Raw genomic sequence first — 25259 nt, 5'->3', positions numbered from 1 at the left:
AGATTTACAGGCATTGCAAAATTAAAATATAAATATGACAGCAGAACAGCTGAGCAAAATCATCGTCAAAGGTATGGAGGAAAAAAAGGCCTCCAATATCGTGGTGATGGATCTAAGAAAAATTAAGAATACCGTAAGCGATTTTTTTGTGATTTGCTCCGGCAACTCAGACACTCAAATCGAGGCAATTTCCGATTCTATCGAAGAAATGGCTTTCAAAGCGGGAGAATCCAGCCCTTTCAGAGTGGAAGGCAAAAGTGGTAAACAATGGATTTTGATGGACTATGTGGACGTAGTAGCTCACATATTTCTGAAGGACAAAAGAGAGTATTATGGTCTGGAGGAATTATGGGGAGATGCGAAAGTTACCCGAGTTGGTTAAAATCCCTCAAACTTTAACCAGATCAAACCGTTTTACCTTAAGTTTAGAGAATTACTTATCAATCAATGAGCGAAAATAATAAAAGCAAAAAATTTGTCCCCAAACCGCCTCAGAAGCCAAACTTTCAGCTTTGGTTAATTGTGGTGGCAGTCATGGTGCTGATTGGACTTACTTGGATCAATCAAAGAGGTGCTATGGTGGACATCACTCAAAAGCGTTTTGAAGACATGTACACGGCTGGTGACGTAGCCAAGGTCATGATCGTCAAAAATATGGACAGAGTAGATATTACCCTGAAGCCAGCCGCTTTGTCTAAAGAAAAATATAAAGGTGAACTAGAATCGAATTCCACTTTTTTCAATCCAAACGGGCCTCATTATTCCCTACAGGTTGTTTCTTGGGATAAGTTTGCTACTGACTTTGGTGCCATGGAAGAGCAGAGACCGGACGAGGAGCGAATTGGATACTCAGTCACTACGGAAGAGAACTGGAGTAGTTGGTTTGGAAGCTTCGGCTTTCTCATTCTTTTATTCGTTTTCTTCTGGTTTATGATGCGAAGAATGGCTGGACCATCAGGACCGGGTGGACAGATTTTCAATGTTGGAAAATCCAAAGCACAACTTTTTGATGCAGAGAATAAAGTCAAAATCACATTTGATAATGTGGCAGGACTGGATGAGGCCAAAGAAGAGGTTCAGGAGATTGTAGAATTTCTAAAAAACCCTTCCAAATTCACCAAACTCGGGGGTAAGATTCCTAAAGGTGCTTTATTGGTAGGACCTCCTGGAACCGGTAAGACATTATTAGCAAAAGCCGTAGCAGGTGAGGCTGGTGTTCCTTTCTTTACATTGTCTGGTTCTGACTTTGTCGAAATGTTCGTCGGTGTGGGTGCAGCTAGAGTTAGAGACTTATTTAAGCAAGCCAAAGAAAAGGCACCATGTATCATTTTCATAGATGAAATCGACGCAATCGGTAGATCCAGAGGAAAGGGTCAAATGCCAGGTTCGAATGACGAGCGAGAAAATACCTTGAACTCCCTATTGGTGGAGATGGATGGTTTTGGAACTGACACAGGAGTAATCGTTGTGGCAGCAACCAACAGACCGGATGTATTGGATAGCGCCTTATTGAGACCTGGACGATTTGACAGACAAATCTCCATTGATAAGCCGGATATTGTAGGTAGAGAGGCGATTTTCAAAGTTCACCTGAAGCCTATCAAAACATCCGATGATGTGGATCCTAAAAAACTGGCTGCTCAGACTCCGGGCTTTGCCGGAGCAGAAATCGCCAACGTTTGTAATGAGGCTGCCTTGATCGCCGCAAGAAGGAATAAAACTGCAGTAGACATGCAGGATTTCCAGGATGCAGTGGATCGTGTAATCGGCGGTTTGGAGAAAAAGAATAAAATTATCTCTCCGGAAGAGAAGAAAATTGTGGCATATCACGAGGCTGGTCATGCTGTTGCAGGCTGGTTCTTAGAGCATGCAGACCCATTGGTGAAGGTAAGTATCGTTCCAAGAGGTGTAGCTGCTTTAGGCTATGCACAATACCTTCCTAAGGAGCAGTTCCTATACCAAACCGAGCAACTCATTGATGAGATGTGTATGACTTTGGGAGGTAGAGCTGCAGAAGAAATCATATTCGGAAAGATCTCTACTGGAGCTTTGAGCGATTTGGAGAGAATCACCAAAATGGCTTATTCTATCGTTTCAGTTTATGGAATGAATGAGAAATTAGGAAATATTTCATTCTACGATAGCAAGAGTGATGGCTATAAAATGACTAAACCTTATTCTGAAGCTACTGCTGAGATGATTGATCAGGAAGTGCACAAACTGATTGAATTTGCTTATCAGCGTACTTTGGAATTATTGAGAGAGAAGAAAGGCGAATTGGAGACTTTGGCTAAAGAACTTTTGGAAAAGGAAATCTTATTCCAGTCTGATCTTGAAAAACTAATCGGAAAGAGACCATTTGCCAAAGAAACTACCTATCAGGCTTACACCAATAAAAAAGATGTGGTAGCTCCTGAAAGCAAAGATTCCGAACCTAAAGTCAAAGCTTCTGAATCGGAGGAAAAAGAATCAGAGGAAAAAGAATCAAATGAAACAGATTCAGTCACAGTTTCCGAAACGGATACAAAAACTGAAAAATGATTTCCAACAAAAGCCCCGTTTTAGACGGGGCTTTTTATTTTTGTTTCTGAAATCTATCTTTCCGAATGTTTTCCCATCTGCAGAATTTTTCCCTAAAAGAGAAAAAAATCTATTTCGCCTCTGATTTTCATTTGGGAGCACCGTCTTCTGAAGCAAGCAAAAGCCGTGAAAAAAAGATTATTCAATGGCTTGATTCCATTCAATCAGATGCTGCTGCTATTTTTCTGGTAGGTGATATTTTTGATTTTTGGTTCGAGTACAAAGAAGTCGTTCCCAAAGGCTTTATCCCCTTCATTTCAAAAATCCAACAACTGAGAGAAGCTGGAATACCTATCCTGTTTTTCACAGGGAATCATGACTTATGGATGAAGGACTATTTTACGGAGGAACTTGGAATCCCCGTTTATCATCACCCCATTGAGCTCATGGTCAATGATAAGACCCTATTGGTAGGTCATGGTGATGGATTGGGACCGGGAGATCATTCGTATAAATTCTTAAAAAAGATATTTGTCAATCCTGTTGCACAATGGCTCTTTAGATGGATTCATCCTGATCTGGGAATCAAGCTTGCAAAAGCCTGGTCAGGAAAAAGCAGGATAACCAATTCTGAAAAAGGGGAAGATCGGTTTTTGGGAGAAGAAGAATGGCTTTGGCAATACTGCAAAGACTTGGAATCCAAGAGACATCATGATCTTTACATCTTTGGACATAGGCATCTTCCTTTAGAACTAGAAGTTGGCGATCATGCGACATATTTCAACTTAGGAGAATGGGTCAGCCAGTTCACCTATCTTGAGTTTGACGGTAGAAAGGCTGAGCTAAAAAAATTCAAAGCACCTGCAGAATATTAGTTTTTGAGTAAAGCATGCTAAATTCCTGAAATTGCATTGAAATAGGGTAAGCCATGAAATATTGCTGGATAGTTTTTTTTCTATTACCTCTGAGATTGTTTGCTCAGGAGGCAGTATTATCCAGCCCGATAGCCGATTGGGAAGTCAATCAATTGAGTTTGGTTTCCTTTGATACCAAGGATCAGATTTTTGCAAGCAATATTCAAGGAGATATTTTCCTTTTTGATTCGAAAGGAATAGAAAAAAATTACTTTTCTCCTCCTCATCAGGGACAACTGCATCAACTCGAAGCTGCTTGGACTGTGAATATTTTCACCTTTTCTTCAGACTTGCAGCAGTATAGAATCCTAGATAGGTTTTTAAATCCCTTGGCTGAAAATGGTTTTTTGCAAGTCAACGTCACCTTAGCCAAAGCAGCAACTTTAGGAAATAACAATGTGATATGGATTTGGGATGAATCTGATTTTAGCTTAAAGAGATTAGACTACCTGAGAAATACCATACTAGATTCCCAGCCTTTAAACCTAATTCTCAATTCGGAAAGCTTATCTGTCACCGAAATCAGAGAATTTAAGAATCGCCTTTTCATGAATATTCCCAGTTCGGGCGTATACGTTTTTGATAATCAAGGGAATTTTATCAAGAAATTTGATTTAAAAAATCAGGAAAGACTCTGCTACTTTCAGGAACAGTTGCTTTGGTTGGAAGATGGCTTTATTTGGACTTTAAACCTACAGACTTTAGAGAAAAGACCGGCAGTTCAAATACCAAATGCTGAATTTGAAGGTATACAGATTGGACAAGAATTTATGACTTTGACTCATAAAAACAGGATTCAGGTCTTCCGAGTACCACAAGAACTTAAACAAAAGCAATAAAAAATCCCCAAAGAATAGCTCTAAGGGGATTTTTTTGGATTTGGTGGGATATAATTATCCGATTTTCACCAATTCAATATCAAAGATTAAATCTTTTCCAGCCAATTGATGGTTCGCGTCCAATGTGATTTTCTCCTCATCTACGTGAGTTACAATCACTGGCATTGGTTGACCGTTAGGCCCCTGTAGGCTTAACTGCATTCCAATTTCCGGTTTGATATCAGCAGGCACCTGAGTTTTTGGCACATCAATCATCATATCATCTCTACGCTCGCCATAAGCTTCAGCGGCAGGAATAGTTACAGTTTTTTTATCACCCACAGCCATCCCGTGAACAGCCGCATCGAATCCTTGAATCATTTGTCCTCCACCTACAGTAAAGCCAAGTGGCTCTCTCTGAACTGAAGAATCAAACACACTCCCGTCTTCTAGTTTTCCGGTGTAGTGCACTTGCACATTGTCACCTTTTTTTGCTTGCATGATAATTTATTGTTTTTGTTAAAAGACAAAGGTACAAATTATAGTTGGGGAAGGAAAACCGAACAGTTCCGAAGCATAGTGTCCGAAATCATTATAAATATGTACACTTGCGAACACTTTTTAATGAAAAATGCTGAAATTAGGCTTAGAAGCGTATTGGCATCATTTTCCCCTATTACATGGCAAAACAGACAATCATGGAGAATCAAGATCTTGGCAAAATATTAATTATTGACGATAACGAGGACTTATTATTTGCTGCCAAAATGCTTTTGAAAAAGCATGCAAAGGAAGTGACTATTGAAAAGGATCCGAGAAGAATTCCATTTTTGATCAATAATAACAACTACGATGTAATTCTTTTGGACATGAATTTTCGGGAGGACACCACTTCTGGAAAAGAGGGATTTTTCTGGCTAAGTCAAATCAAAGAAATAGACCCAAAAGCTGTCGTAATTTTAATCACGGCATTTGGCGATGTGGAAATGGCTGTTCAGGCACTCAAAGAAGGTGCTACGGATTTTATCTTGAAGCCCTGGCAAAATGAAAAACTCTTGGCCACACTTTCTGCAGCGGTTAGGTTGAAAGAATCTTACAATGAAGTAGACAAGCTTCAGAAAAAGCAAAAGCAGCTTCAGTCCGATCTCAAAAAACCTTACACAGATATCATCGGGAGCAGTGCTTCGATGAAAAACATCTTTTCCATCATAGATAAGGTAGCACAAACTGATGCCAATGTCTTGATCTTAGGCGAAAACGGTACTGGTAAAGAATTGATTGCCAGAGCCATTCACGAAAGATCTCTGAGAAAGGACGAAATCTTCGTTGGAGTAGACATGGGAGCAATCACAGAAACCTTGTTTGAATCCGAGCTTTTCGGTCACAAAAGGGGCGCATTTACGGATGCAAAAGATGATAGAGCAGGTAGATTCGAGATTGCGGATAAAGGCACTCTTTTCCTGGATGAAATCGGGAATTTATCCATGCCCCTTCAGTCTAAATTATTGACTGTATTGCAAAAAAGAGAGGTGACTAGAATTGGAACCAACAAGGCCATTCCAGTTGATATCCGTCTCATTTGTGCTACCAATATGCATGTGCATGAAATGGTCATGGAGAATACTTTCAGACAGGATTTGCTGTACCGGATCAATACAGTTGAAATTTTCCTTCCGCCTTTGAGAGAAAGACAGGATGATATACCACAATTAGCTAATCACTTCCTAAAGCAATACAGTCAAAAGTATAGAAAGGAGTTTAGCAGCTTTACTTCCTCTGCTATGGAGTTACTTCAGCGCTATCCTTGGCCTGGTAATATTCGGGAACTTCAGCATGCCATAGAAAGGGCTATCATTATGGCAGAAGGAAATCAATTAGACTCAAGAGATTTCTTCTTCCTTTCTGCCAAGCCTGCTTCAGAAAAAGCTCCAGTTTCCAATACCCTGAATCTGGATGATATGGAAAGAAGTACGATTCAGCGTGCAATTGATAAAAACGGAGGTAATATTTCCAAAGCAGCAAAAGAGCTGGGCTTGACCCGTGCATCTTTGTACAGACGATTAGAAAAATATGGATTATAAAGTTGGCTTACTGGGGCGAATCGCCCTTTTAGCCGGATCACTCTTTTTTTTAGCCTATACCATTATTGATGAATGGGGAGTCTTCATGATTTCCCTTTTCATCATTATGGTGATTATTCAAATCATTTTTTTACTTCGATATTCTGAGAGTTCATTCAAAAAAGTAAGGACTTTTTTGGACAACATTAAGCAGGATAAGTATTCCCAGGTTTATCCAGTAAAATTTGACGGAACTGAAACTGATGACCTTCACATTGAATTCAATGCGATTTTGGCCAAACTCAAGGAAGATCAGGCAGAAAAAGAGGCAAATTATCAATACTTCCGCTCAGTCTTCAAGCATCTCAGCATTGGCTTGATCACTTTTGGTGAAAATGGTGAAATCCAAATCATGAATACCTCCGCCAAGAGGATTTTGAATGTGGATGAGCTCAAAAACGTTGATCAAATAGAAAACCTCAATAAAGAGCTTTTTCTGGCGATTAAAAGTTTGCGTACTGGAGGAAGTGAATTGATCAAAATCGCTCATCCCGATGGGATCATGCAGCTGTCTGTTTATGTGATTGAACTTTTGATGCGGGGAGAAAAATTCAAGTTGGTTTCCCTTCAAAACATTCAATCTGAATTGGAAGAAAAGGAAATGGAAGCATGGCAGAATTTGGTCAAGATTCTAACTCATGAAATCATGAATTCCATCGCTCCTATTTCTTCCTTAGCCGGAACACTTAAGGGCGAATTGGAAAATCAATTGGAAAAAAATGAGGGTTTGAACCCTTCTGATCTGGAAGATTACCTGATGGGAATCACTACCATCGAAAAGCGCTCAGAGGGATTGATTAGCTTTGTTTCGGACTTTAGAAGCTTGGCTCATATCCCGCCCCCGAAATTTTCCAGCATTAGAATTTCTAACCTTTTTGAGCAATTGGAAACCCTGCTTCACCATCAAATACAGGCAGGCGAAATCCATCTTATCAAAGAAATTGATCCTGAAGAATTAATTCTATTTGGAGATCAAACCCAAATCGAGCAGGTAATGATCAATTTGACTCAAAATGCCATACAGGCAGTTGAGGATTCGGATGAGAAAATTATCCGTCTCAGGGCATTTATAGATGAGGCAGGAAAAATAATTATTGAGGTCTGTGACACTGGAAAAGGAATCGAAGAAGAAGCCCTGGGTAAAATTTTTATTCCATTTTTCACTACCAAAAAGAAAGGCTCGGGCATTGGTCTCTCCCTCTCCAAGCAGATTATGAGGAGACATAAGGGCAATATTCAGGTTCGTTCTACAATCGGAGAAGGAACAGTCTTCAAACTGATATTCAATGGATAATCAAATGAATAAATACGCGAATTGAAGTATTTTTTCTAAATTATAGTGCACCCAGCAAATCTATTATGGCCTACAGCGAACATTTGGCTGATAGAGTCAGACAAAGGCTCAGAAATTCACCCGTCACTGGAGAAATCAAAATGATGGGAGGATTGGCCTTTATGGTCAATCATAAGATGTGTATCGGCATTCTCACCAATAAAGAAACAGAAGAGGATCAATTAATGGTCAAGGTGGGAAATGAAGAATACGAGCAACTCTTACAAAAAAAAGAAGCTCGGGAAATGGATTTCACCGGCAAGGCTATGAAAGGGTTCTTGTTTGTAGATGCAGAAGGAATTGACTCTGAGGAGGGCTTGGATTTTTGGGTAAATAAAGCCTTGGAATTTAACAGAAAAGCGCATTGAAAAACGCCATCATTGCCATATTGTCAGCCAGTGTTTGGATTAGTATTTCTGAGTTTTTTAGAAACGAATACCTTTTGAAAGGCATTTGGACAAGTCACTATGAAGGCTTGGGGCTTAATTTCCCAGATGAACCCATCAATGGAGCTATTTGGGGAATTTGGTCTATAGCATTTGCATGCTTTATATTTTTTATAAGCCGAAAATATTCACTTCTTCAAACCTTATGGATATCCTGGCTGGGTGGTTTTGTATTGATGTGGATTGTCACAGGAAATATGCTGGTGCTTCCACTAAAGATTTTGCCCTTTGCTATTCCATTGAGTCTTATTGAAACAGGCTTGGCAGCTTGGATCATTTTAAAAATATCCCCCCCTAAAATATATCTCTAATAACCCAATATTTTCAAATATGCTATCCAAAACCAAGGCCTATTTTTTAATCGCGAAAAACTGGATTCTCAAACAACTCAAAAAAATAAGCCCTGGAGATCATGCCTTCAAAGGAGCAGGGATAGGATTGATCTTTGGTTCACTGATTTTTTTCCTGATAGAAACAGTCGGGATGGTTTTAAATTTCAGGGATCCTTGGATCTTATTACTGGGTTTAGTGATCATTTTAGCTGCAACTTTAGCTGCTTTCCTTTCGAACTGGTTACTTAATAAATGGAATGAACTTCCCCGCCTTTTCAAAATTGGACTTTTCATCGCTGCCCCTCTTTTACTGGTTACCAGACTTGGCGATGATAGGATTCTTTTATTCTTAATACTGATTTTCACTCTTTTGGGTGCAGGATTGGCGAGTTTGAAAAAAGGTTATTTTCCCAAACTTAGTACTCCCAAGAAAGTGGTCGTTTTTTTGGGCACTATTGTGGGCTTAGCGGGAGCAATTGCATTTATTTATTTCCTGAGTATCCGTGGTTTGGAAATGAAACCTATTATCAATGCCGGGAAGCTTGCTGAAGAAAACATCTCGGTAATCGAAGCACCTCCACCAGCTGAAAAAGGCGAATATGGAGTTAACTATTTCACCTATGGTTCGGGAAAGGATATTAGGAGAGAAGAATTTGCAGAAGGGGTGAGCTATCAAACTGAGTCCGTGGATGGGACGGCCTTTCTGGACAATTGGGAGGGAATTTCAGGCAAGTACAGAACTCATTATTGGGGCTTTGATTTTAAGGAATTACCACTCAACGGAAGAGTTTGGATGCCTGAAGGAGATGGCCCATTCCCACTGGTTTTGGTAGTGCATGGTAATCATCCCATGCAGGATTTTTCTGATCCGGGTTATGATTATTTAGGGGAATTATTGGCTTCCCGAGGTTTTATTTTGGTTTCAATTGACGAAAATTTCCTAAATGGATCCTGGTCCGACTTTCCTAAGGGATTGGATAAAGAAAATGATGCAAGAGGGTGGATCTTACTTGAGCATCTAAGACAATGGAGGGATTGGTCCACAGATCCTCAGCATGAGCTATATCAAAAAGTAGATTTAGATAAGTTGGCCTTGATTGGGCATTCCAGAGGTGGAGAGGCAGTGGGCCATGCTGCAATGTTAAATCAGCTAGACTATTATCCTGATGATGCCAGCATCAAATTGGACTATCATTTCAATATCCAGTCCATCATTGCAATAGCTCCGGTAGATGGGCAATACAAGCCTGGTAGCAGCTTGACCAAGTTTGAAAATGTGAGCTATTTGGGAATTCACGGTGCACAGGATGCAGATGTAGAATCATTCGATGGAGCCAAACAATATGAGCGCATTTCATTTACGGATTCGGCTTATCGATTTAAAGCAGGCATCTATATCTCTGGAGCTAATCACGGCCAGTTCAATAGTAGCTGGGGAGACAATGATATTCTAGCTACTTATTCAGGTATCTTGAATAAGAAGCAATTGATGGATGTTAAAGATCAGGAGCTGGTAGCTGAGGTGTTTATCTCTGCTTTTTTAGAAACTACCCTAAATCAAAAAATGGAATATTTACCAATTTTTGCAGATGCTAGAAAGGGAAGAAATTGGTTGCCTGAAAGTATTTATTTGAGCCAATTTGAAGATTCAAGGAGTCGATTTTGGGCTGGCTATGATGAGGATTTTGAAGTGAAGACCCTTACAAAAGGAAGGCAAGCTGTTGGTAAAAATCTAAGCGTGTGGAGAGAAGGAGAAGTTATCCCTAAATATGGTCTGAAGGGCACGAGAGCGGTATTTTTAGGCTGGAACTATGAAGAATTTGGTGGGGATACTTTGGATTGGGAAGGCTCTGTAAAGCCTATACTTCCTGACTCTGTACTTTCGGTTTATTCTTTGATTTTGGATCAAAACAGCTTCCGGCCGGATTCCAGCTCGGTTTTGATTTTCTCATTGGCAGAATCAGATGAGAGTTCCAATCCCAAAAGCTCCGGTAAATGGATAAAAAATGAATCAAACGATGAAAATCAGAATAATGAAGAAAATAGTGAAGAAACTGATCTAGAAGATGAGGACGAGGAAGAAGAAAAGGATGATGAGAAACCACTTCAACCATTGGATTTCGGTATTGAATTGATTGATAGCGAAGGAGAAAAAATCAGGTTTCTTTTGAGTAATTATTCTCCTTTACAGCGATTGATCAAGTCTAGAGTATTGAAAATCCAGTTTTTGGATAAAGAGGATGAGACAGAAAGTATATTTCAGTTTTATCAGTTTGACCTTAATAAATATGCTTCAAAAAATCCCTTATTTGACCCTTCAAAACTTCAGGAAATCCACTTTATTTTCGATCAATCAGAAGCTGGAGTAGTGGTATTGGATCAGGTAGGTTTGATGCCGAGATTGGATAATTAACTTTCAAAAATTCTCTTTATAAAGGACTCTACCCAAGGAGAATCTTTCAATCCAAAAATTATAAATAACCTCAGAACAGAAAAAAATGCCACGACCACATAGGGTATTAAAATAACTTTTTGCTTTCTGTAATGCCTGAAAATCAAAAAGCAAATAATTAAAAGGAGGAGTCCGATGTTTAGAACATTCAAAATAACCGGTGGTAAAGGTAGATTTTCAGGGCTTTTATAGATCTTCATCAAGACAAGAAACATGAGTCGGACTGTTGCAGGTGGAAGTACCCAAAATACAGTTGAAATCATCCAGGCTGCATGTAAATCAGTTTTTCTGACCGAATAAATACCGGCTAAAACGGCAAATGCAAAGCCGATCATGGTCATCAATTCGGATAAGGAAGTACTGTATTTGATTGCTACTCTAGGTCCTTCATTGATATTCATATTTCCAGAAATGACCTGAATGGCTGAAATAAATACCGCTCCAGCTACAAAAACGCCGAATATTCCAAGCTTTCGATGGCCAGAGATTTTTTTTCTTGAAATCAGATAAGGTTGAATGATCAAAATCACATACCAAGTCATGGCGCTTAAACCGTGTAAATGCCAATGTAATGGCGCTTCAGTGAAACCTAGCCAATATCGGCTAAACCCTAAAACGGTAATAAAAAATGGAATAAGAAGCCAAAGATGGGTATGAGAATAACGGTTGATTGATTGATCCACGATTAAAGAGTTTTTTAAATTAACTTTTCCAAAAATCACTCACCATTTATTAAGTTAGTAAAAAATATTTCAAATATCTGAATGAGAAGGGATTACCTGATATTATCATTTTTTATTTGTTTGAAATTCATCCTCCAATGGCTGGTAGTTCATCCGGATTTTGAGCTCCACCGCGATGAATTTTTGCACTTGGATCAAGCGGATCATTTGGCTTGGGGCTACCTTTCCGTTCCGCCTTTCACTTCTTGGAATTCTTTACTGATTCGATGGTTAGGAAATACAGAATTTTGGGTTCGATTTTTTCCCGCACTTTATGGGGCATTGACTATTTGGGTGATTTGGAAGTTGGTCGGGAAATTAGGAGGAGATCTTTTCGCCAAAAGTCTCAGTGCTGTGGCCTTACTTTGTTCGGCTCTGATCCGACTCAACATCCTCTATCAGCCTAATTCGGTAGATATTCTTTGCTGGACTTTGGTATTTTACTTTTTGGTAAAGTTAATCCGAGATCAGGATCCTAAAAACTGGTATGGAATAGCTCTCAGTTTTGCTTTTGGCTTTCTGAATAAATATTCCATTGCCTTTTTAGGTTTGGGGCTTCTCTTAGGAATCCTAGCCACTCCCCAAAGAAAATTGCTCATCAGCAAGCAGGTCTTATTTGCCATATTAATTTTCATACTTCTTATTTCTCCAAACCTCCTTTGGCAATGGAAGAATGGCTGGCCTGTACTCACCCATATGGACTATCTCAGTCGGTATCAATTGGCCAACAATTCCAGAATTGGCTTTTTGATGGAGCAATTGCTGTTTTTTTATCCATCACTTTTTATCTGGATCATCGGATTTGGAGCATTGGCATTTTCAAAAAAATACAGGGATTACAGACTTATCCCATGGACTTTTGTCTTGACCCTAGCCCTATTTACCTTCTTCAAAGCCAAAGCCTATTATGCCATCGGGCTTTATCCTGTAATCGTTGCTTTTGGAGCATTTCAGCTATCTGAATTTATCCGAAATTCATCCTTATTTAAACAAGCTATCAGACAAAACTTACTTCGTTCAGCTCTCCTTATCTTACCAATTGGCTTATTTGTTCCAGCTGTTCCCCTGATCCATCCTTTTTACTCTCCTGAAAGAGTTCTTAACTCTCCTCCTGCTTATTCCAAGCTTGGTCTCAACCGATGGGAAGATGGAAAAGAGTATCCTTTACCTCAGGATTTTGCCGATATGCTGGGATGGAAGGAGATGGCCACCTTGGTAGATGAAGCTTTTGCTCAAATGCCTGAAAAAGGTCGGACAATGGTGATTTGCACCAATTACGGACAGGCTGGAGCGATTAATTTTTATACCCAAACACTAGGGTTAAAAGCCTTTACTATGAATGCGGATTATTTGTATTGGTTTGATTTGGAAGAGCCGGTGGATCATCTGATTTTGGTGAGAAGTGATTTTGAAAAACTAACTGAGGAAGAGATCAATTTTTTTGAGGAACATAGATTGATTGGTAAAGTCAATCATCCCTTAGCACGAGAGAAAGGAACGACTGTACACTATCTTCGAGGAGCTAAAATCCCTGTCAACCCAATCTTGGAAGAAGAGATAAGGGAAGAGAAAAAAATGTGGGAAAGAGAAGAGAATTGAAATTTGATAAACCTGAATCTCATCTACCTTAACCAAATCTTTTTCCATTAGTAGGCTGGAAGAAAGAAGACTGAAGCTTACAATGGGCATTCCCAATAATATTTTGAGCACTATCTTATTCGAAGTAACCCTTTATGAGCAAATACTTTTTTAGGAAATAGCCAACCATGAAAAGATGTTAAAAAATTAGTAATCAACTGCTTATTAAATTATTTTTCATAGGTCTAAAAAAGTAAACTATGAAACCAATATTAGCCTTCATTGCAAGCTTTCTATTTTTAGTGAATTTTGGAAAGGCACAAGATAACCATGCCCAAAACGGACAAGCCCGAAACGGACAGGACCATAATGGACAGACTCAAGATTTTGAATCTTTCAAGATTCGAAACAATATTGATTTAGGAGTTCCAATTGAGCCATTTTCAACCTTTGGCTATGGATTGAATAAAAAAACTTCCAATAGCTATCTTGATTTCCAAGTTGAGGAATTTGATTTAGTAAAAAAGCCTAAATTTTATTCTAAAGACCCCACTCAAAGAATCATAGTGTATAGTGAAAACCCAATGCCCCAAATGAATTTTTCATTGCTGGCTGTTCCATTACCTGACATCAATAGCAAGATGCCACTTCAGAAATTAGATTATTCAGAAAATCCGACACTACTAATAAAGCCTCTTTATTGAAATTGAAGACAAGGTCGAGATTTTGATATTACAGAGCCTATATATCTAAATTCATGAATTTGCTCTATTAAAAAATCAGATAAATTATAAGATTAAATTAAATTTTTTCTTAGTTTGAATTTTGAACACAAACTATTCATTTTTATGATTCGCCAATTAGATTTTTTCTTCTATTTCCGAAAAATTCAAAAAATCATTTTCGGGGTTTTTATTTCTTTGGGGCTGTTATTTCTGAATTCATGCGGAGAAAAAGAGGATCCTCTTCCTGAAGGTTTTGACTTTGTTACCGACTTTGAATTAATACCATATGACTCGGTTTTCGTGATTTGGCAGGGAACTCACGAATTGAACCTTACACCAAAGTTTTTTGGAGCATTTGGAGATGAAATAACTTTGGAATTTAATCCTTCAATTCAATATTTCATTGATGGAAAAAAAAGTTCAAACCCTCCAAGAATACCACTTCATCAAGAAAAAGAATTTGAACTTTATGGGAAAATCGGTCGAATAAAGAGTAAAACCTTAAAAATCAGAGTAATTGATGTTGACCCAAAGACTTATGTTTCAAAGTTTAAGGCTTCTATGGCTGATTCCACAAAGGCTCCATATGCAATTTCCGGTAGATCTTTTGTGGATTTCAATGCGAGCATTTATGATTACAGGGGAAAGGAATTTCCTGAAAATGAAAAGCCTGATTATAAATTCTTTTTTGATGGTAAGGTCTTGGAGAGCCTCCATAGGGTTCCAGTTTTAAGGTCAGGTGAAATCCCGTTTTGGGTAGAAATTGGGGATAAAAAAAGTGAAGTTGAAATACTTTTCTCCCGAGAACTGCCTGACCTTTCCAGGAAATATTCTTTACCAATCATTTTCCATATTATCCATTCAGGACAAGAAAAAGGAACTACAGAAAATCCCTCACAAGAAAAAATTATCGAGCTTTTGCATGAAACAAATGAATGGCTACAAGGCAGAAAAAGTTCTCAGTTGAGGAAAGGACATAATCAGGTGGACCCCAATTTAGAGTTCTTTCCAGCCTTAATTGGACCAGATGGTTTTCCTTTGCCTGAACCAGGAATCAATCGGGTTTTTTCGGAAAAAAATTCATACCTATATGGAGATGAAAAAACTTATAAATACTTATTTGATAACATGTGGGACCCAAATAATTATGTCAATGTGTTTGTAATGAACGTTGACGGCGCTGGTGGGTTTGCATTTTATCCACCTTTATCAGATGAAAAGCTTTCTAGGTTTTACGGATTTGTTATCACAAAGCGTTTAAATACTTTTACTATGATTCATGAGGCAGGACACTTTTTGGGTTTGCCTCATCCCTTTTCTGTTGGAAAATACTGTTTGAATGGAGATGGGTTTATGGATACAGATTCTTATAACGACGATACAAAGAAAACCAAGAGCCTATTTAAGACAAACTGTGATGGAGAATATTTTTACCCAACTAACGTGATGGACTACTTCCCAAGTGTCCATAATAGTTTCACTTTAGATCAAGTCAATAAAATGAGATCCACGATAGATATAGGGTATTTTTTACCAACAAATGTCAATCCAAATGGCAGAAGTCAATCAAAACCTTGGGTTCGTGGAGTATTTGATCCGGGGGTTAAACCGATTGAATAAACTGTCTAATAATAGCTTAATCTTTGAGTTCAACTCCTTCAGAGTTGTGGCGCACTAAAGGATGACTCCTTAGGCCCCCAGTTTCACTGGGGGCTATTAAAGAGTTAAACCACTTCGTGGTTATGATATGATACAGACTTTTATAGAAGTTCGACAGCTTATGATTTTAGCATCCATGTAAGCTATATCAATAGAAAATAATCCTGAACGGATTGAACTCTATAATAACCACGGGCCTGCCTTTGCTGGTAGGCAGGTTCAACCCGAGAAAAGCAAGCAACACGATTTGACCTTTCTGACCTTAAGGGGTCAAACTTTAGAGTTAAACTCCTTCAGAGTTGGGGGCCACAATAATAGGCTCATTTGGTCCCCAGTTTCACTGACGGCTATTGAGGAGTTGAACCACCTCGTGGTTATTTAATCATTTGACCAATACCATCCTAAAGAAACAATCCTGAACGGATTGAACATCCCAATAACCACGTTGCAACCCGTGGAAAGCAAACAGCACGACTAGACCATCCTGACCTTAAGGGGTCAAACTTTTATATTTTTCTTAAAAAGTATCAATACAAAAAAAGTGGTGCCTGCTGCAATCAACCCGCAACAAACACCACTAATCTCTAAGCCATTTATTAGCTTTCTTATTTCAGCTTTCTCACTTATCCTTAGGTTTATCTCTTTGCATTTCTATCATGTCCACCGGTGGTGGAGTATTATCACCCAATAGATGGCGAACGAAGTAATCTCCCATTTTCCAGAAGAAATACTCAGTCATGTCTCCATAGCCATGTCTCTGACCAGGTAGAATCACAAATTCAAAACGCTTTCCGGCTTTGATCAAAGCATTAGCCATGCGGATAGTGCCCGCAGGATGCACATTATTATCCACATCACCGGTTGAGAGCATCAGATGCCCCTTCAAGTTTTTAGCCAAGTCAGGATTCTTTTCAATCTGATAAACAAAGGTAGTATCACCTTTAGGTGAAATTTGTTCTTTCACTCCATGATGTTTCTCTGACCACCAACGGTTATAGATATTATTCTCATGATTTCCAGCCGAAGAAACAGCCACTTTGAATACATCTGGGTAAACCAGCATGGCGGCTGTAGACATAAAGCCTCCACCTGAATGCCCATGGATACCTACTTTGCTTCTATCAATAAAGTCATGACGGTCTGCCAATTGCTCTACGGCCGCTTTTTTATCAGCCAAACCATAATCTCTCAGGTTTCCATAGCCATAATTGTGGTACCACTTAGAGCGTGCTGGATGTCCTCCTCTATTACCTAATGTAACTACCACAAAACCAAATTGGGCCAACCTATCTGTTCTATCCATACTTCTGCCGAAAGACTTATTCACTGCTTCTGTCTGAGGTCCAGGATACACATATTCTATGATCGGATACTTGCGGGTTGAGTCAAAATCGAAAGGCTTATACATGACACCATACAAATCAGTAATTCCATCATCTGCCTTGAATTTGAAAGGCTCAGGAAACTGATAGCCCGCTGCGAATAATTGACTTAAATCTGCTGTTTCAAGATCCATCACCTTGTTCCCATTTCTATCTTTCAACACAGAAACCGGCGTAGTATTCACACGGGAATAAGTATTTACAAAGAAGCTTGCATTGTCATTGATGTCGATATCATGATTGAAATCACCGGCATTTAAAAGGCTCACTGCACCACCATCCAAGCTCACGGAATAAAGATGCTCGTAGTAAGGATCTTCACCTTTCTCGCGTCCATTGGCTACAAAGTAGAGTTTTCTGTTTTTGGCATCAACTCGTGCTGCACCAGCGGTATGGTAAGGACCGGAAGTCAATTGTCTCTTCAAAGTTCCGTCTTTTCCATACAGGTAAAAGTGTCCCCAACCATCACGTTCAGACCACCAAATCAATTCATTTCCTACCAATTCCAGCTTTTCAAAATCAATGTAGGTATTGCTTCTTTCCTCAATCACTACTTCTTTCTGATTGGAAGCTAAGTTCCATCTTACCACATCCACTTTTTTCAAATCCCGGGAAGTGATAGCAAAGTAAAACTCGTTGAGATTACCCAACCATGTCGCTGGTCTGAAATCATCATCTCTGGTATTTGCCGGAGGAGTAGTAGACCAAAGTGAAACAGTCTGATCCTTGAAGGTGGAAATTGGAAGTTTCTTCATTTCCATCTGATCAAAGGAGAAATGCAAAAGCTCAGTTTGAGGCTGTTCCTTTTCTCCAGGCATAGCATACTTATAGGTCTCCAAGGTAGGACGAGGATTTCGGGTGTTATGAATTACCCAAAGGTCTTTTACATCTCTTTGATCTGTTCGAGTCATTACAAACTGCTTGCTGTCAGAGCTCCAAAGTACACCTGCCCTTTTGCGGTCATCTTTGGATTTTTCCTCTTCTACATTGTCATCCCCACGACCACCCCAGCCGTATTCATAATCCTTCTCTCCGTCTTCAGTCAATTGATTTTCAACTATTGTTGAATCTTTTTCATCTTTCACCGCTTTGAGGAAATTTTCCTTATCCATCCAGTAGAGGTTGTAATTTTTCATATACACCACTTTGGAGGAATCAGGTGAAATATTAGCCCATGAAAGCCTTTTCGGATCTTTTTCCGTTTCAATTTCCGTCAACTGCTGAGTTGAAATATTATACAGAAAAGTGTGCACTTTTTTCTCCAAGGAGTCCTTGGAATTTTTGTTCTTTTCCTTGATTTCAGCCCAGTCTGATTTGAGGACATCCGCTGTACTTTTTACTTTGAATCGGATGGTGTTTTCATCATCCATCAGTTTCAAATCATCCAATTTTAAATGCTGCCCATCAAAAGGATCCTTCACCGCACGGGTGATCTCAGCTGCAAGCTTATCCCTGTCAAACATTTCGGACTTACTTCTTCTAACCGGATCCACCACATACCAGCGCTTTCCTTCGCTGGTTTCGTATTCGTACCAAAAACGATCTGATTTTTTCATCCAATGTGGGTTAACACTGGTGGAAAAGATCATCTTCTTTAGCTTCTCAGGGGAAAAACGAGATGCCAATTCATAATTACCAGAGTAAACAGGCTCTTGGGCATGACTTGTGGCAAAAGCCAAAAAGAACCCAAAGGCGAGTAAAATTCTACGCATAATCTCTATAGTTTATTTTCTGACGAAACTAAAAAACAGGACTTTAAGCTACTTTACCGCTTGCGTAAAAAGGGGAAAGAAAAGCCTTTTGATCTCTCTGAGCTTCAGTCATACAGATAATTCATATTCACTTAACGGGCACTTCATATTCGCCAAATAATCTTCTGGATTCATAGTAAATACTTAACAACCTAAACATGCTGGATTCAATTTGGGAGACTACCTTTCGATCAAAACAAAAGCGTGAAGACCCATTTCAAAACCATTGTTGTATCCGATGTGCATTTGGGTACCAGAGGATCCAAAGCCAAAGAAATAGCGAGATTTCTTAAGCAATACCGCTGTGAAAATCTCATACTTAATGGAGACATCATAGATGGTTGGCAGCTTAAAAAATCAGGAACATGGAAAAGAAAACACACGCGATTTTTTAATAGAATCCTTAAAATGATAGAAAATCATCAAACCAAGGTGTACTACCTAAGGGGTAATCACGATGATTTTTTGGATCAAATTCTCCCCTTGCAGATTGGGAATTTATCGATCCAAACGGATATGATTTATGAAAGCCAGGGGAAAAAATATTTTATCACCCATGGAGATATTTTTGACAGCATAACGACCAATCTCAGATGGATTGCCTATTTGGGTGATGTGGGATATACCTTTTTGCTATGGCTTAACCGAATTGTCAATCATTATAGATTCAAAAGAGGTCTACCCTACTTTTCACTTTCTCAATATGTCAAATCCAAGGTAAAGTCTGCAGTTTCTTACATCGATGAATATGAAAAAGAGCTTGCCAAAATGGCCAGGGCTAAAGGCTGCGATGGCATTATATGCGGTCATATTCATAAGGCTGAGAATCGGGAAATTGATAAAGTTCATTACCTGAATTCCGGTGATTGGGTTGAGACAATGTCAGCTCTGGCAGAGGATCATGAGGGGAATTGGCAGTTGATCTACTATAACGAAATAGATTTCAAAGAAATCAGAGATCATCAAATTATCAGCTTTTTCGAAGGTGGAAGTGAAGAAGGCATTATTCCGCTTAGGCAAGTTTCCTTTGAGAATAAAAAAGACGACCTAAACCCACCCGCATTTCGATCATGAAATTTCTATTCATCGTTCAGGGAGAAGGTCGCGGCCATATGACTCAGGCTATCTCATTTTCTCAGCTTATCAGATCCCAAGGCCATGAAGTTTGCGCTGTGATCCTAGGAAAAAGCAAGCGGAGAGCCATACCGGATTTTTTTAAAAGAGAAATTAATGTCCCTATCCACTGGATTCCCAGCCCAAACTTTGAAACGGATGGGGGAAATAAAAAAATCAGCCTTTCTAAAACCCTTCGAAAAAACTTTTTGAAAGCACCGATTTTCATAAATAGCCTTCGCGAGATCCATTTGATCAATCAAAGGCATCAGCCGGATGTGATTCTAAATTTTTATGACTTATTGGGGGGACTGTATACCGGATTTTTTAGACCAAAAGCTGAGTTTTGGGTAATTGGCCATCAATATTTGATCAATCATAGTAATTATCTCTTTCCCAAAAAAAGAAAAATAGAACGGCTGCTATACCAATTCAACACCAGTTTAAGTGCTTGGACAGCCAATAAAATTCTAGCCTTGTCTTTTGAACCACTGGAAGCAGAAGGTAAAATCACAGTTGTTCCCCCGCTTCTACGAAGAGAGTTAAAGTATTTGAACCCATATCCAGGTGACTTTTACCTTGCTTACATGGTAAACCCCGGCTATGCTGAAGACTTGATCGCATTTGCAAGGAGCAATTCTCAAATCAAAATAAAGGCCTATTGGGATAAGAAAGGAGAAAATGAAATTATCCATCCCAGCCCTAATCTCAGCCTTCAACAGGTAAATGATCAGAAGTTTTTGGAGGATATGGCAGCTTGCAAAGGTTTGGTATGCACAGCTGGATTTGAGTCAATTTGCGAAGCATTGTACCTCGGGAAGCAAATCATGGTCATCCCAGTAGAAGGTCAATACGAACAAGCTTGCAATGCCATTGAAATTCAAGAAAGAAAGATAGGGATAGCCGCATCAGAGTTTAATTTCAAGCTTTTAGAAAAAACAGGAATTAAGGATAAGGAAGCTGTGAAAAAATATCAAAGCTGGGTGGAAAGCTGGTCTGGGATTATTGAGGATTTGACATTAGAAAAAAGGAGCTCTCAGGTTATCTGGCCTGAAGGCTCCTTCCCTAACTCAAATCATGCATATGGATAATTTCCTAACAAGCTAAATTTTTTCTTTCTTCAGCACTTAAATCTTCGGGTCTTTTATAAATAGTCATTCCGTCCTTCTGAAGCCTTATGAAAGGAAAATTAGCACGATTAATACCTCTTCTTTCAATGATGGAAAGCCCCATGTATCGAGCTTCTAGTTCTTTAAACTTGGTTTCCATCTGCTGAATCTTCGAGTAAGTCCAATTTGCAAAAATCCGATTCTCATTAGCCATAGCTTGATACTCGCTATAAAGTCTCAAATAGCTTCTGACTTCATTGCTTTGAACAGCAGGGACTACATTAATTTTTGTAGAATTGCTGCTTGATGAAAAGCTAATCTGTCTAGAATTACTTTCGCTTTTATTTTTAAAAACATTTGGCTTACAGTAGCTAATTGAATTGAATTTGAAAGGAAGTAGTGCTTGGACTTTCTCAGAAAAATCAATTCAACTACCAGATACAAAACAGAAAAGCTAAATTTGAAATTAAGTCTCTGAATTATTCTAATTTCGAAACTTGCTCAACCTAGAGAACTTACATGTCAGCCGAACATAAACGATTAAAAGAGGATAGGGATTTTATAAAGCATTGGAAAAAGTGGGGACCCTATCTCACTGAGAGGCAGTGGGGAACCGTTCGGGAAGATTACAGTCCCGATGGATCTGCCTGGGAAAACGTGACCCACGATGATGCCCGAAGTAAAGCCTATCGCTGGGGAGAAGAAGGGATAGCCGGAATCTCCGATTACAAGCAGAAGCTTTGTCTTGCCTGGGCTTTTTGGAATGGCAAAGATCCTTTTATAAAAGAACGCCTTTTTGGACTTACCGGAAATCAGGGAAATCACGGAGAAGATGTCAAGGAGATTTACTATTACCTTGATTCAACTCCTACTCATTCTTACATGAAGATGCTTTATAAGTATCCTCAAGCAGAATTTCCCTATCAAAAACTCATTGAAGAAAGTAAAAGAAGGGGCAAAACTGACCCTGAATTTGAACTTATAGATACTGGCGTATTCGACGATGATAGGTACTTCGATATATTTATCGAATATGCCAAACATGATTTTGAGGATATTATTGCTAAAGCTACCATCCACAACAGAGGTCCGGAAAAAGCTACCATTTGGGTGATGCCTACCTTCTGGTTTAGAAAAACCTGGTTTACCGGGCATGAACCCTTCATGCCTAAAATCAGCTTGACCAAATCTAACAGAATCAAGGCCTTTAGCCCCAAATCAGGAAACTACTCTGTTTCCTTCGAGGGAAATCCAGATATCCGTTTTTGTGATAATGAAACCAACCGGGAGCGCTTATATGGAATTCCGAATGAAAGGAATTTCACTAAGGACGCTATCAATGACTTTGTGGTCAATGGTGATGAAAGCAAACTGAATCCAGCTTTCCATGGCACCAAGGCAGCAGCCATTTACAAACTGGAGATACCTGCAGGAGAAAGTGCCGTGGTGAATTTACGCATGCAGCATCAGCTAGATGATAATCCATTAGAAGCCTGTGATCCCTGCTTGGAACAAAGAAAAAAGGAAGCGGATGAATTCTATTCAAAGCTTCAGCATCGTGTAACTGATCCGGATCTTAAAAGAATTCAACGTCAGGCTTTTGCTGGGATGATGTGGTCCAAACAATTTTACTATTACGATGTGGAGCGCTGGCTGGAAGGCGATCCCGGAAGGTATGTTCCGCCAAAAGAACGAAAAAAAGGGAGAAATCATCATTGGAGGCACCTTCAAAACTATGATATTATCTCCATGCCTGATAAATGGGAGTACCCTTGGTACGCTGCTTGGGACTTGGCTTTCCACTGTATTCCCATTGCTAGAATTGACCCAGAGTTTGCCAAAGATCAGCTACTCCTGCTGCTGAATGAATGGTACATGCATCCCAATGGTCAAATTCCTGCTTATGAATGGAATTTCTCAGACGTAAACCCTCCTGTGCATGCTTATGCGGTACAGCGGGTATACCAGATTGATAAAAAAGCCAACGGAGGCAAGGGAGATCAGGAATTCTTGGAGCGAGCCCTCCACAAGCTGATGCTGAATTTTACCTGGTGGGTCAATCAAAAGGACTCCGACGGAAAAAACATCTTCGAAGGAGGCTTCTTGGGATTGGACAATATCTCCCTTTTTGATAGAAGCCACGCCCAACACTATCAGGGAAAATTAGAGCAGGCTGATGCCACTTCTTGGATGGCTATGTTTTCGCTTAACATGCTCCGTATTTCTTTGGACCTGTGCGAATTCAACAAGGTGTACCAGTTTACTGCCACCAAATTTCTAGAGCACTTTCTTTATATAGCAGGGGCAATGAATAATATCTCCGCTGAACATATATCCTTATGGGATGATGATGACAGCTTCTTTTATGATATTTTCCACGTGCCTGGTAAGGAATCCAAAAAGATGAAGGTTCGCTCTATAGTAGGCTTAATTCCATTATTTGCAGTTGAACCTATCCGCGAAGATCTCTTCGATCAATTACCGGAGTTTAAGAAAAGACTAGACTTTTTTTTAAGGGAAAAACCCAAGCTAGCAGCCTTGGTTTCTAGCTGGATCCAACCTGGATACGATAAGCGAAGGCTTTTCTCCCTATTGAGAGGACACAGAATGAAGAGCGTTCTTCATAAGATGCTGGACTCAGAGGAGTTTTTGAGCGAATTTGGAATTAGATCTCTATCTAAATTCCATCAAAGGCATCCATATACCATGAAAATCAATGGGGATACTTTCTCAATCAAATACACTCCGGGAGAATCGGATACCCGAATGTTTGGAGGTAATTCCAATTGGAGAGGTCCGATCTGGTTTCCGATCAACTACCTAATCATAGAGTCCTTGAAAAAGTTTGACTTCTATTATGGAGGTGACTTTTCCATTGAATATCCAACTGGTTCAGGGAATTTCATGACCATGGATTTGATAGCCAAGGAACTTTCCATGCGCTGTATCAAGATCTTTACCAAAGATGAAAACGGGCACCGACCAGTGTATGGCAATCAGCAGAAATTCCAAAACGATCCTCATTTCAAAGATTATATCCTGTTTTATGAGTACTTCCATGGAGACAATGGAAAAGGACTGGGAGCATCCCATCAAACAGGCTGGACAGGATTAGTTGCGGAGATGATCCATAAATTTTATAAAGAGAAAACACCAATAAAATATGGCGCTGCTACCCTATTTAGAAGCTAATAGAATAGAAGCGGGTTGCGATGAAGTGGGAAGAGGGTGTTTGGCTGGTCCAGTTGTAGCTGCAGCGGTAATTTTACCTGCTGATTATGAAAATCCTTGGATCAATGATTCCAAAAAACTGGGAAAATCCCAAAGGGAGGAATTGATTGAGGAAATCAAATACAAGTCCTTAGACTGGGCTATTGCAGAAGCAACCGTCGCCGAAATAGATCAGATCAATATTTTGAATGCCTCTTTTCTTGCGATGAGTCGTGCAATAGAAATGCTGAAGATAAAGCCTGAACATTTACTTATTGACGGCAACAGATGGAAATCTAAATTGGAATACTCTTACTCATGCATCATTAAGGGGGATGGCAAATTCGCCAGTATTGCAGCTGCATCTATTTTGGCGAAAGTTCATCGTGATCAATTAATGGAAGACTTAGCAACCTCATTTCCTCATTATGGGTGGGAAAGCAACGTAGGATATCCAACCAAGACACACAGAGAAGGAATCCAAAAGCATGGAATCAGTCCTTGGCATAGAAAAAGTTTCCAACTACTACCCAGACAATTGGATTTGGGACTCCAATGAAAAGAAAAAGCCAGCAATCAGAAACTGCTGGCTTTATTTATTTTAAGGGTGATTTTACTTTTCTTTTTTCTCTATAATTCGTTCGAAGACTAATTTACCTGCTCCTGGATTTTGACTGATGGGCTGAAGCACCAGCTTATTGGCGTCAAACTCTACAATTTTTGCCTGCCTAACTTCATTACCCTCATAGATTGTCAGGATATTTTGATCATCCAATTTGACTTTGGCCTTTTTAAGTACCAATTGCTGATTTTCAAAATCTGTAAATTTCAATGAGTCACCAGCAGAAAACTGGTAAACAGTGCTTTCAAGTCTATACTGAATTCTGTATTGCATATTGGCTTGAGTTGCCGAGTCTGCATTTAAAAATTGTGGGGATTTTCTAATTCTTTCTATTCCATCAAAATAAACCAACTGCCACTTTCCAAGGAGCTCCTGTATTTGGATTTGATTGAAATTCAGAAAAAAAGAAAGAATCAATGCAGGGATCAGGGTAAGACTATTCATGTCTTCATT

The 25259-nt window shown here is 39.3% G+C and carries 21 protein-coding genes; 16 read left to right on the top strand and 5 right to left on the bottom strand.

Annotation, left to right across the window (positions count from 1 at the left end):
- The first annotated feature begins 34 nt into the window (after nt 1-34).
- The 4 genes from rsfS (at nt 35) to BM073_RS01865 (ending at nt 4273) form a co-directional block, all read left to right on the top strand.
- Nucleotides 35-382 carry a ribosome silencing factor gene (gene rsfS / locus BM073_RS01880; protein WP_091649477.1) on the top strand — a complete coding sequence of 116 codons (348 nt, stop codon included), beginning with the start codon at nt 35-37 and terminating at the stop codon, nt 380-382.
- A gap of 65 nt (nt 383-447) precedes the next feature.
- Nucleotides 448-2541, top strand: a complete 2094-nt coding sequence (gene ftsH, locus BM073_RS01875) for an ATP-dependent zinc metalloprotease FtsH (RefSeq protein WP_091649475.1) — start codon at nt 448-450, stop codon at nt 2539-2541.
- A 65-nt stretch (nt 2542-2606) separates the two neighbouring features.
- Nucleotides 2607-3395 (top strand): UDP-2,3-diacylglucosamine diphosphatase, encoded by a 789-nt coding sequence (locus tag BM073_RS01870; RefSeq protein WP_091649472.1) that lies wholly within the window; start codon nt 2607-2609, stop codon nt 3393-3395.
- Between the two features lie 53 nt (nt 3396-3448).
- Nucleotides 3449-4273, top strand: coding sequence for a hypothetical protein (locus BM073_RS01865; protein WP_139217423.1), 825 nt, complete (start codon nt 3449-3451; stop codon nt 4271-4273).
- Between the two features lie 54 nt (nt 4274-4327).
- Here the strand turns inward: BM073_RS01865 and BM073_RS01860 are convergent, their stop codons facing one another.
- Complete coding sequence (locus BM073_RS01860) at nt 4328-4756, bottom strand: FKBP-type peptidyl-prolyl cis-trans isomerase (protein ID WP_091649466.1); 429 nt, start codon at nt 4754-4756, stop codon at nt 4328-4330.
- A gap of 194 nt (nt 4757-4950) precedes the next feature.
- On the opposite strand from BM073_RS01860, the gene BM073_RS01855 reads away from it, so the two are divergent.
- The 5 genes from BM073_RS01855 to BM073_RS01835 all read left to right on the top strand — a co-directional run bounded on the left by BM073_RS01855 (nt 4951) and on the right by BM073_RS01835 (nt 10896).
- Entirely contained in the window at nt 4951-6333 is a 1383-nt protein-coding gene (locus tag BM073_RS01855) for a sigma-54-dependent transcriptional regulator (RefSeq protein WP_091649723.1), read from the top strand.
- A complete protein-coding gene (locus tag BM073_RS01850; protein ID WP_091649464.1) occupies nt 6323-7666 on the top strand; it encodes a sensor histidine kinase in 1344 nt (447 codons plus the stop codon). Before BM073_RS01855 ends, BM073_RS01850 begins: the two co-directional genes overlap by 11 nt.
- 65 nt (nt 7667-7731) lie before the next feature.
- A complete protein-coding gene (locus tag BM073_RS01845) occupies nt 7732-8073 on the top strand; it encodes a TfoX/Sxy family protein (protein WP_091649461.1) in 342 nt (113 codons plus the stop codon).
- Nucleotides 8070-8462 carry a hypothetical protein gene (locus tag BM073_RS01840; protein ID WP_091649458.1) on the top strand — a complete coding sequence of 131 codons (393 nt, stop codon included), beginning with the start codon at nt 8070-8072 and terminating at the stop codon, nt 8460-8462. Before BM073_RS01845 ends, BM073_RS01840 begins: the two co-directional genes overlap by 4 nt.
- A gap of 19 nt (nt 8463-8481) precedes the next feature.
- Nucleotides 8482-10896 (top strand): alpha/beta hydrolase, encoded by a 2415-nt coding sequence (locus BM073_RS01835; RefSeq protein ID WP_091649455.1) that lies wholly within the window; start codon nt 8482-8484, stop codon nt 10894-10896.
- Here BM073_RS01835 and BM073_RS01830 read toward each other — a convergent pair.
- The gene (locus BM073_RS01830) at nt 10893-11618 is read right to left on the bottom strand and encodes a hypothetical protein (RefSeq protein WP_139217422.1); all 726 of its coding nucleotides are present in this window, start codon (nt 11616-11618) and stop codon (nt 10893-10895) included. The genes BM073_RS01835 and BM073_RS01830 overlap by 4 nt on opposite strands.
- A 120-nt stretch (nt 11619-11738) precedes the next feature.
- On the opposite strand from BM073_RS01830, the gene BM073_RS01825 reads away from it, so the two are divergent.
- From BM073_RS01825 to BM073_RS01815, 3 genes are all read left to right on the top strand, one after another.
- Entirely contained in the window at nt 11739-13256 is a 1518-nt protein-coding gene (locus tag BM073_RS01825) for an ArnT family glycosyltransferase (protein WP_245756346.1), read from the top strand.
- 239 nt (nt 13257-13495) lie between these two features.
- A complete protein-coding gene (locus BM073_RS01820; protein WP_091649448.1) occupies nt 13496-13939 on the top strand; it encodes a hypothetical protein in 444 nt (147 codons plus the stop codon).
- A 144-nt stretch (nt 13940-14083) separates the two neighbouring features.
- Nucleotides 14084-15580 carry a M43 family zinc metalloprotease gene (locus BM073_RS01815; RefSeq protein WP_091649446.1) on the top strand — a complete coding sequence of 499 codons (1497 nt, stop codon included), beginning with the start codon at nt 14084-14086 and terminating at the stop codon, nt 15578-15580.
- Nucleotides 15581-16238: 658 nt separating this feature from the next.
- Here the strand turns inward: BM073_RS01815 and BM073_RS01810 are convergent.
- Nucleotides 16239-18713: a S9 family peptidase gene (locus BM073_RS01810; protein ID WP_091649443.1), complete on the bottom strand. Its 2475-nt coding sequence runs from the start codon at nt 18711-18713 to the stop codon at nt 16239-16241.
- Between the two features lie 243 nt (nt 18714-18956).
- On the opposite strand from BM073_RS01810, the gene BM073_RS01805 reads away from it, so the two are divergent.
- A complete protein-coding gene (locus BM073_RS01805) occupies nt 18957-19826 on the top strand; it encodes a UDP-2,3-diacylglucosamine diphosphatase (protein ID WP_091649439.1) in 870 nt (289 codons plus the stop codon).
- Nucleotides 19823-20956, top strand: a complete 1134-nt coding sequence (locus BM073_RS01800) for a glycosyltransferase family protein (RefSeq protein WP_091649436.1) — start codon at nt 19823-19825, stop codon at nt 20954-20956. The genes BM073_RS01805 and BM073_RS01800 overlap by 4 nt, the downstream gene beginning before the upstream one ends.
- A 4-nt stretch (nt 20957-20960) precedes the next feature.
- On the opposite strand, the gene BM073_RS01795 is transcribed toward BM073_RS01800, so the two are convergent.
- On the bottom strand, nt 20961-21215 hold the full coding sequence (locus BM073_RS01795) for a hypothetical protein (RefSeq protein ID WP_139217421.1): 255 nt from the start codon (nt 21213-21215) through the stop codon (nt 20961-20963).
- A 278-nt stretch (nt 21216-21493) separates the two neighbouring features.
- Between BM073_RS01795 and BM073_RS01790 the strand changes: the two genes are divergently transcribed.
- Together BM073_RS01790 and BM073_RS01785 are read left to right on the top strand one after the other, a co-directional pair.
- Nucleotides 21494-24166 (top strand): MGH1-like glycoside hydrolase domain-containing protein, encoded by a 2673-nt coding sequence (locus BM073_RS01790; protein ID WP_091649430.1) that lies wholly within the window; start codon nt 21494-21496, stop codon nt 24164-24166.
- Complete coding sequence (locus BM073_RS01785) at nt 24138-24743, top strand: ribonuclease HII (protein WP_091649427.1); 606 nt, start codon at nt 24138-24140, stop codon at nt 24741-24743. The genes BM073_RS01790 and BM073_RS01785 overlap by 29 nt, the downstream gene beginning before the upstream one ends.
- A gap of 54 nt (nt 24744-24797) precedes the next feature.
- Here BM073_RS01785 and BM073_RS01780 read toward each other — a convergent pair whose 3' ends face one another.
- Entirely contained in the window at nt 24798-25250 is a 453-nt protein-coding gene (locus BM073_RS01780; protein WP_091649424.1) for a hypothetical protein, read from the bottom strand.
- Nucleotides 25251-25259: the final 9 nt, after the last annotated feature.

Origin of the sequence: Algoriphagus ornithinivorans (assembly GCF_900115305.1) — a bacterium.
GTDB lineage: Bacteria > Bacteroidota > Bacteroidia > Cytophagales > Cyclobacteriaceae > Algoriphagus > Algoriphagus ornithinivorans.
Note: the sequence above shows the minus strand (reverse complement) of the source record. Positions and strands in the feature narration are given on the sequence as shown.

Bases quoted from the DNA above. Each gene is read 5' to 3' on its own strand.
- BM073_RS01855 (WP_091649723.1), top strand. From the start codon at position 4,951: ATGGAGAATCAAGATCTTGGCAAAATATTAATTATTGACGATAACGAG.
- BM073_RS01850 (WP_091649464.1), top strand. From the start codon at position 6,323: ATGGATTATAAAGTTGGCTTACTGGGGCGAATCGCCCTTTTAGCCGGA.
- BM073_RS01810 (WP_091649443.1), bottom strand. From the start codon at position 18,713: ATGCGTAGAATTTTACTCGCCTTTGGGTTCTTTTTGGCTTTTGCCACA.
- BM073_RS01870 (WP_091649472.1), top strand. From the start codon at position 2,607: ATGTTTTCCCATCTGCAGAATTTTTCCCTAAAAGAGAAAAAAATCTAT.
- BM073_RS01785 (WP_091649427.1), top strand. From the start codon at position 24,138: ATGGCGCTGCTACCCTATTTAGAAGCTAATAGAATAGAAGCGGGTTGC.
- BM073_RS01820 (WP_091649448.1), top strand. From the start codon at position 13,496: ATGAAACCAATATTAGCCTTCATTGCAAGCTTTCTATTTTTAGTGAAT.
- BM073_RS01800 (WP_091649436.1), top strand. From the start codon at position 19,823: ATGAAATTTCTATTCATCGTTCAGGGAGAAGGTCGCGGCCATATGACT.
- rsfS (WP_091649477.1), top strand. From the start codon at position 35: ATGACAGCAGAACAGCTGAGCAAAATCATCGTCAAAGGTATGGAGGAA.
- BM073_RS01780 (WP_091649424.1), bottom strand. From the start codon at position 25,250: ATGAATAGTCTTACCCTGATCCCTGCATTGATTCTTTCTTTTTTTCTG.
- BM073_RS01815 (WP_091649446.1), top strand. From the start codon at position 14,084: ATGATTCGCCAATTAGATTTTTTCTTCTATTTCCGAAAAATTCAAAAA.
- ftsH (WP_091649475.1), top strand. From the start codon at position 448: ATGAGCGAAAATAATAAAAGCAAAAAATTTGTCCCCAAACCGCCTCAG.
- BM073_RS01865 (WP_139217423.1), top strand. From the start codon at position 3,449: ATGAAATATTGCTGGATAGTTTTTTTTCTATTACCTCTGAGATTGTTT.
- BM073_RS01835 (WP_091649455.1), top strand. From the start codon at position 8,482: ATGCTATCCAAAACCAAGGCCTATTTTTTAATCGCGAAAAACTGGATT.
- BM073_RS01845 (WP_091649461.1), top strand. From the start codon at position 7,732: ATGGCCTACAGCGAACATTTGGCTGATAGAGTCAGACAAAGGCTCAGA.
- BM073_RS01790 (WP_091649430.1), top strand. From the start codon at position 21,494: ATGTCAGCCGAACATAAACGATTAAAAGAGGATAGGGATTTTATAAAG.